5 protein-coding genes are annotated in these 7,017 nt (G+C 67.1%); 2 read left to right on the forward strand and 3 right to left on the reverse strand.

Features of this window, described 5'->3' with window-relative positions:
* Nucleotides 1–655 (reverse strand): aminotransferase class V-fold PLP-dependent enzyme (locus sphsw_RS18725; protein ID WP_042466647.1); only part of this gene is annotated, 655 nt, incomplete at its 3' end.
* 34 nt (nucleotides 656–689) lie between these two features.
* Complete coding sequence (locus sphsw_RS06000; protein ID WP_031439804.1) at nucleotides 690–1,586, reverse strand: alpha/beta hydrolase; 897 nt, start codon at nucleotides 1,584–1,586, stop codon at nucleotides 690–692.
* A gap of 222 nt (nucleotides 1,587–1,808) precedes the next feature.
* On the opposite strand from sphsw_RS06000, the gene parC reads away from it, so the two are divergent.
* Complete coding sequence (gene parC / locus sphsw_RS06005; RefSeq protein WP_031439805.1) at nucleotides 1,809–4,058, forward strand: DNA topoisomerase IV subunit A; 2,250 nt, start codon at nucleotides 1,809–1,811, stop codon at nucleotides 4,056–4,058.
* A 186-nt stretch (nucleotides 4,059–4,244) separates the two neighbouring features.
* The gene (locus tag sphsw_RS06010) at nucleotides 4,245–5,921 is read left to right on the forward strand and encodes a putative bifunctional diguanylate cyclase/phosphodiesterase (RefSeq protein WP_042466648.1); all 1,677 of its coding nucleotides are present in this window, start codon (nucleotides 4,245–4,247) and stop codon (nucleotides 5,919–5,921) included.
* A gap of 4 nt (nucleotides 5,922–5,925) precedes the next feature.
* Here sphsw_RS06010 and sphsw_RS06015 read toward each other — a convergent pair.
* Nucleotides 5,926–7,017, reverse strand: a 1,092-nt coding sequence (locus sphsw_RS06015) for a CCA tRNA nucleotidyltransferase (RefSeq protein WP_031439807.1), incomplete at its 5' end; no start/stop codon positions are given.

Genomic DNA, 7,017 nt, shown 5'->3' on the forward strand with positions numbered 1-7,017 from the left:
TATACGTGCAGCCGACCGCCAGATCGGCTTCGGCGCCGTTCAGGTCGATCGGCACCGCGCCGACGCTGTGGCTGAGGTCCCAGAGCATGAGCGCGCCCGTCGCATGTGCGCGGGCGGTCCAGGCGGTCATGTCGAAGCGCTCGCCGGTCTTGTAGTGGACATGGGTGAGCAGCAGCACCGCGGTGTCCTCGTCGAGCGCCTCTGCGAGATCCGCGCGCGCGACCACCTTCAGCCGGGCGCCGGGGACGCAGGCGACCGCACCCTCGGCGATATGGAGGTCGGTCGGGAAATTGCCGGCCTCGCTCATCACCGTGTGGCGGTCGGGATTGGCGCGCAACGCCGCGACCAGCGCCTTGAACAGATGCGTCGAGGTCGTGTCGCCGATGATCACCTCGTCCGCGGCGGCGCCGATCAGTGGGGCGATCTTCGCGCCGATCCGCTGCGGCGCGTCGATCCAGCCCTCGTTCCAGCTGCGGATCAGCCGGTCGCCCCATTGGCGGGTCGCGACGTCGGCGAGCGCGGCGGGCGTCGCCTTGGGAAGCGCGCCGAGTGAATTGCCGTCGAGATAGATCACGCCTTCCGGCAGCGCGAACTGCTCCCGGTACGCTGCCAGAGGATCGGCGGCGTCAAGCGCGCGGACTTCGTCGAGGGTCATGGTCGGGCCTTTGTAGATACGGGCGGGTTCACGGTCATTTCAGGGCAGCCGCGATCAGCCGTTTCGCCTCCGCCCAGGCCGCTGTCTCGGGTGCGACGAGTTCGACATGGCCGGTTGCCGGGATGGTGTGGAGGAGGGCGGTGTCGCCTGCGGTTTTTGCCTTGGCGACATAGTCGGTGGCGAAGGGGAAGGGGATGATCCGGTCCTCGCGACCGTTGACGAGGTCCTGCACTATGCCGAGCGGGAGAAGGCGCGGCACCGAGGTGTCGGCGTACACGTCCGCGCGGGCCGCGCTGGGCATGCCGACGAGCTTGGCGACGACCTCCGTGCCGCAGCCATTGGCGGGGGTGGCCGCCGTCGCCTCAAGATCGGGCAGGCCGCCGAGGCTGATGACGTGGTCGATGTGCAGCGGCGCGCTGCTGTGAAGCGGGCTGGCAGCAGGAAGCTTCGCGCGGGCGGCGAGCCAGAGCGCGAGATGGCCACCGGCGGAATGGCCGATCGCGACGATGCGGCGCGTGTCGAGACTGAAGGTCGCCGCGTTCGCGCTCAGCGCGTCGGTCGCCTTCGCCGCGTCCTCGAAGGTCCCCGGATAACCCCCGCCGGCGCGGTCGACGCCGCGATAATCGATGTTCCAGACCGCGATGCCGTCCTTGCGAAGATCGTCCGCGACCCAGTTCATCAGGCTGCGATCGGCGATGCTCGTCGTCCAGCAGCCGCCATGGACCATCACGACGACCGGGAAGGGGCCTTTGCCCTTCGGCCGCCAGACATCGACCTTCTGCATCTGGTCGGGACCATAGGCGATGGTCGCGTCTGGGCTGGGCTTCGGGCGTTTGACGAGGTCGGGCCATGTCAGGAGCTTGGGTGCGGGCGGTTCGGCGGTCACCGGTGTGGAGATGGCGGCGAGCGCGAGAAAGGCAAGGCGGATCATGGTGTTGCGTGGCCTTTCGGGGAGCAGGTAACGAACGCAGGAGCGGTCATGGTCTGACGGTGGCGGACGTCGCGGGTGGACGCAATATCGGTGGGGGGCTTTGCTCGTGGGTCCTGATGTTCGTCAGGGTGACGGGCCGGGGATGAGGACAGGGCATTCTGGTCGGGGTGTTGAGAACAACAGTGGAACCTTTGGGCCGCGCTTGCTATCCACAAGGCAACTATGGTCACCGATTTCAAAGATCCCTTCGATTCCATCGTCGACGCCCCCTTCGACAGCGCGCTGAGCGAGCGGTACCTCGTCTATGCGCTCTCGACGATCACCGCGCGGTCGTTGCCCGATGTGCGCGACGGGATGAAGCCGGTGCACCGGCGGCTGCTCTGGGCGATGCGGCTGCTGAAGCTCGATCCGAGCCAGGGCTACAAGAAATGCGCGCGCGTCGTCGGCGACGTGATCGGCAAATATCATCCGCATGGCGACCAGTCGGTCTATGACGCGATGGTCCGTCTCGCGCAGACCTTCTCGCTGCGCTATCCGCTGGTCGACGGGCAGGGCAATTTCGGCAATATCGACGGGGATAACGCCGCCGCGTACCGCTATACCGAGGCACGGCTGACGCAGGTCGCGGTCGACCTGATGGACGGGCTCGACGAGGATGCGGCCAATCTTCGCCCGACCTACAATGGCGAGGACGAGGAGCCTGAGCTGTTCCCTGGCATGTTCCCCAATCTTCTCGCCAATGGCGCGAGCGGGATCGCGGTCGGGATGGCGACGAGCATCCCGCCGCACAACGCCGCCGAGCTGATCGAGGCGGCGATCCTGCTGGTCGATCAGCCCGATGCCGACAATGACGCGATCTTGGCGCATGTGACCGGGCCGGACTTTCCGACCGGCGGGCTGGTCGTTGATCCGCCCGCGGTGATCCGCGAATCCTATGCCACCGGGCGCGGCGGGTTCCGGGTGCGCGCGCGCTGGGAGATCGAGCGCGAAAAGGGCGGGATGTGGACGCTGATCGTGTCCGAGATCCCGTATGGCGTGCAGAAGGGCAAGCTGATCGAACAGATCGCCGACCTGATCAACGCCAAGCGCCTCCCGATCTTGGCGGACGTGCGCGACGAATCGGACGCCGAGATCCGCATCGTGCTGGAACCGCGGAGCCGGACGGTCGATCCGCAGGTGCTGATGGACGGGCTGTTCCGGCTGACCGATCTCGAGACGCGGGTGAGCCTCAACCTCAACGTGCTCGACAAGGATCGCACGCCGCGCGTGATGTCGCTGCGCGAGGCACTGTCGGCCTGGGTCGAGCATCAGTTCGTCGTGCTGACGCGGCGGACCCAGCATCGGCTGGAGAAGATCGCGGACCGGATCGAGCTGCTCGACGGCTATCTGATCGCCTATCTCAATCTCGACCGCGTGATCGAGATCATCCGCACCGAGGACGAGCCGAAAAAGGTGATGATCGCCGAGTTCAACCTGACCGATCGTCAGGCGGAGGCGATCCTGAACATGCGGCTGCGGTCGCTTCGCCGGCTCGAAGAGTTCGAGATCAAGACCGAGCGCGACAAGCTCGACAAGGAACAGGCGACGCTGACCGCGTTGCTCGCCGATCCCAAGCTGCAGAAGAAGCGGATGAAGGCGGACCTGCGCAAGATCCGCGACCGCTATGGCGCGGAGACGCTGCTCGGCAAGCGGCGCACGACGATCGAGGAGGCCGCGCCGACCCGCGACATCCCGCTCGAGGCGATGATCGAGCGTGAGCCGATCACCGTCATCCTGTCGCAGCGCGGCTGGATCCGGGCGATGCGCGGGCATAATGACCTGGCCAGCCCCGAGGCGCTGAAGTTCAAGGAGGGCGACGGCCCCGCCTTCGCCTTCCATGCGCAGACGACGGACAAGCTGTTGCTCGCGGCCGAGAATGGGCGGTTCTTCACGCTGGCGGCGGACAAGCTGCCGGGCGGGCGCGGCTTTGGCGAGCCGGTGCGCGCGATGATCGACCTCGACGGCAGCGTCGGGATCGTCGCGCTCTTGCCCGCGGCGCGGCAGGCCAAGCTGATGGTCGCGGCGACTGACGGCCGCGCGTTCATCGCGACGGCGGCGGACGTGATCGCGGAGACGCGCAAGGGCAAGACGGTGATGACGCCGCGGATCGGCGAGAAGGTGAAGCTGGTCCGCCCGGTCGACCCCGCGGACGATTATGTCGCGGCGATCGGCGACAATCGCAAGCTGCTAGTGTTCCCGATCAACGAGCTGGTCGAGATGAATCGCGGGCAGGGGGTGCAACTCCAGCGCTACCGCGACGGCGGGCTGGCGGATGCGATCACCTTCGTGTTCGCCAACGGCCTGAGCTGGGCGATGGGCGGCGAGACCAAGCGCACGCGGACCGAGGCGGATCTGGGGCCGTGGCGCACGGCGCGCGGCGCGGCCGGGCGCATGCCCCCCACAGGTTTTCCCCGCGACAACCGATTCGGCTGAAATTCGGCTATGCTAAGGCGATGCGTGCTGACCATCGCGATCTGACTCCAGGGTAAATCGGGAGCCGGCGGCCGGGTCATTGCGGACTGGTGCCGGGCTGTCTGAACCGGCGTTGAAATAATCGTACTCGTTTTGGGTCTTTTGTAAATTTCACGCGGCCTTAACGAAGCCGGGTTAGGCAGGACTATGGAATGGGTTCTTCACGAGGCCGAACAACCGGCAACCGTCTCGGCTGAACTCGTCGCGCGCGGCCTCGAGTTGAGCCCGATTCCGATGGTCCACCTGACGCTCGAGAATGGTAGGCTCGAGCTGTTCGCGATGAACCGGGCCTATCGTTTGGCCGGGCTGGGCGTCGTCGCGGCACGGTCGCCGATGATCGCCGATCTGGGCGATCGGATCATCGCCTTTCTGCTGACGTCGCAGACCCGACTCGACTTCGACTGGGCCTTTGGCGACACGATCGATTGCCGGCATTACCGCGTGACGATCGCGCGGAGCAGCGCAGCGATCCACGACCGGTGCACGCTGAGCTTCGTCGACCGGACCTCGCAGATCCATACCGAACGCAGCATGCGGCGCGAGATGACCACCGACAGCCTGACCGGGCTGCTCAACCGCGAAGGGTTCGAGGATCTGGTCGAGGCGGTCGAGGATCACGCCGCACGCGCGGTCCTGGCGATCGATATCGACCGGTTCGGGCGGCTGAACGCGTGTCTGGGATCGCTGGTCGGCGACGAGATGCTGATCACCGTCGCACGGCGGATCAAGGGCGCGCTGCGAGTGCGCGATACGCTGGCGCGGGTCGGCGGCGGGCAGTTTGCGGTGCTGATGACGATCGACGAGGATCCCGCAGAGGCACTGCGTCTCGCCGACCGGATTCAGCGCGCGTTGATCGCGCCGTTCCGCCTGACCGATTACGAGATCCGCGTCGAATGCTCGATCGGCATCGCCTATGGTCGGGACGAGACCGGCGACACCGCCGAGATGATCCGGCACGCGCAGTTCGCGGTGAAGCGCGGCAAGGCGACGGGTCGGACCGAATGCTATCAGCGCCAGGAATTCGTGATCGCGCGCGAACAGTTCGGCATGGAGACCGCGCTGCGTCGCGCGATCGAGAATGACCGGCTGCGGCTCGCCTATCAGCCGATCTGCGATCTCGCGACCGGGCGTATCGTCGCGTTCGAGGCGCTGGCGCGGTGGACCGACGAGGATGGTCGCGAGATCCCGCCGACACAGTTCATTCCGGTTGCCGAGGAATCAGGGCTGATCGTTCCACTGGGGCGCTGGGCGATCGATGCGGCGGCGCGGACGCTGGCGGCGTGGGACGTGCGTGCCGGCGGGCATTGCGGCGTTCGCGTCGCAGTGAACCTGTCGGCGATCCAGCTGCAGCGCGATGCGATCGCGCCGGTGGTCGAGTCGGCGCTGTCTCGCTCGCGACTCGGCGGCGACCGGTTCACGCTCGAATTGACCGAAAGTGCGATCGTGTCCGACCCGGACCGGATTGCGCAGGCGATGCACGCGCTGAAGGATCTCGGCACGACGCTCGCCATGGACGATTTCGGGACCGGCTATTCCAACCTCGCCTATCTCCAGAAACTGCCGATCGATGTGCTGAAGATCGACCGGAGCTTCGTGACGGGGATGCTGGCGGACCGCGACAAGGTGTCGATCGTCCGCGCGATCCTCAGTCTCGCGCAGGCGCTCAACATGCAGACGACCGCGGAGGGGATCGAGACGGGCGACTTGGCCCAGACGCTCGCGGCGCTCGGATGCACTTATGGCCAGGGCTATGTCTTCGCGCGGCCGCTCGAGGCGGCTCAGGCGTTCGAGTCGATCTTCAGCCGGGTGCCGATCCTGGCCTGAAGGTTCAGGCGAGCGTTTCGGTGACCGCCTTGTCCGCGATCGCATCGACTCTGGCCTGATCGGGAAAGCCCTCCGCGATCCACTGCGTCTCGATCCGTCGGCGCATCGCCGCGACGTCGGGGCCCTTGCGCAGGCCGCGTTCGACCAGCGCGCCCCCGCTGATCGGAAATGCCGGCGGCGACCAGTCGGCAATCGGTGCGACGTCCGCGCCTGCGATCAGCAACCGGTCGATCGCGCCAGCCACGCCGTGGCGATAGGCGAGTGCGCGCGGGCCTTCGTCCCCAATCCCCTGCGTCGCCGCGACGACGCGTTTGCGATTGGTGTTCGACAGTTTCAGCCGTGCAGCGACCACATCGCCGTCGCGGGCGGGGATCAATGCGGCCAGACGGCGGATCGGATCGGGCGCAATGCCGGCGGCATGTTCGTGATCGACCAGCGCGGCCAGCCGTGCGACCCCGTCGGCGTCGATCTCGGGCAGCACCGCACGCCAGATGCCGCGCTCGACCATCAGTGCGATCACCGCAACGGCGCGCGCCGCGACGAGCAGCTTGAGCAGTTCGGCGGCGATCCGTTCGCGGGACAGCGCCATCAGGTCGTTCGCGCGGGCGGTGCACGCCTCCAGCCCGGCGGCGTCGATCTGGGTCCCGAACCGCGCGTGAAAGCGGAAGAAGCGCAGGATCCGCAGATGATCCTCCGCAATCCGCTGCAGGGGATCACCGATGAAGCGCACGCGCCCTGCGGACAGATCGTCAAGGCCACCGAAATAGTCGAAGATCTCGCCGCTGACGGGATCGGCATAGAGCGCGTTGATCGTAAAATCGCGGCGCGCCGCATCCTCGCGCCAGTCATCAGTGTAGGCGATCGTCGCATGCCGCCCATCGGTCGCGACGTCGCGGCGCAGCGTCGTGATCTCGACGGTTCCACCCTCGGTCACCGCGGTGATCGTGCCATGCGCAAGCCCGGTCGGCACCGCGCGGATCCGCGCATCCTCGAGCCGTTCGAGCACCTCCTGCGGGGGGAGGCTGGTTGCGATGTCGATGTCGATCGCGCCGGTATCGGCCGGCGTCAGGCCGAGCAGGGTGTCGCGCACCGCCCC

The organism is Sphingomonas sp. FUKUSWIS1 (assembly GCF_000733135.1).
In the GTDB taxonomy this organism is placed as follows: Bacteria; Pseudomonadota; Alphaproteobacteria; order Sphingomonadales; family Sphingomonadaceae; genus Sphingomonas; species Sphingomonas aerolata.